This is a genomic window from Oleiphilus sp. HI0043 (assembly GCF_001634935.1).
On the sequence record NZ_LWEY01000701.1, the window covers coordinates 1 to 850 of the forward strand.

At 45.2% G+C, this 850-nt stretch carries 1 protein-coding gene; it reads right to left on the bottom strand.

Annotation, left to right across the window (positions count from 1 at the left end):
* Positions 1–792 (bottom strand): protease modulator HflK (gene hflK / locus A3729_RS08290; RefSeq protein WP_068633626.1); only part of this gene is annotated, 792 nt, incomplete at its 3' end.
* Between the last annotated feature and the right edge of the window lie 58 nt (positions 793–850).

Consider the following 850-nt stretch of genomic DNA (forward strand, 5'->3'; position numbering starts at 1 on the left):
TTCGTTCAGATTACTAATAAAGCTGGCACTGGCACCTTCGGCTTTCTGTATTTCTTCTTCGATTGTCGCTTTGGCAGATTGATGCAAGGCATTGGCCTCACCTCGCGCTTGAGCCATTCTAGAGTTTCTTATGCTTTTCTGCTCCTGAACTCTTTTTCTTTTTTCCGTTCTCGCGATCGTTGCTTGATCAAAATTCTTTTTAATAGAACCGGGAGGCTTCAGCTTTTTAATTTGGATCGCAGTCAACCTGATACCTAAATTCAAGTCCCGTGCCTGCTGTTGAATGGAGTTCTTTAGATAGCTTTGAAATTGAATTCGACCCGTTGTTAACAAGTCGTTAATTGGTTTGCTGGCGATATATTGGATCACCTCAGCGGATGATACTTCAAATAGCAGCGCTTCAGGGTCGAGCGCCTGCGTACGAAAGATGCCAGGCTCCTCTATGGTATATTGAAGTATCAGACTGACCTCCAATAAGTTCTGATCACCCGTTGTCAGTTCCCGCTGAATTGGCGCCGATGTTTCCTCCACCATGTTCAGTTCCATTGAGCGTACCGAAGTCGCCTGTATCTTCTCTACCGTCTCCATGGGCCAAGGTAAATGATAATGCATGCCAGGCAAGACCTGATCGTCGACTATCTTTCCGAATCGCAATAATATTCCACGCTGCTCAGGACCAACAGAGTAAAAGCCACTTAAGAGATATATCAAAGGCAAGAGCCCTAAAAAGATCACCCACAAGACATGCTTATTTGACGCGAGTATATTTCTTAAATCACTTAGCATATGCATCTGACGCTCCGGGGCTCTCCAACAAGCGCTGAACGAGTGGTGACTCACTAGATAGAAC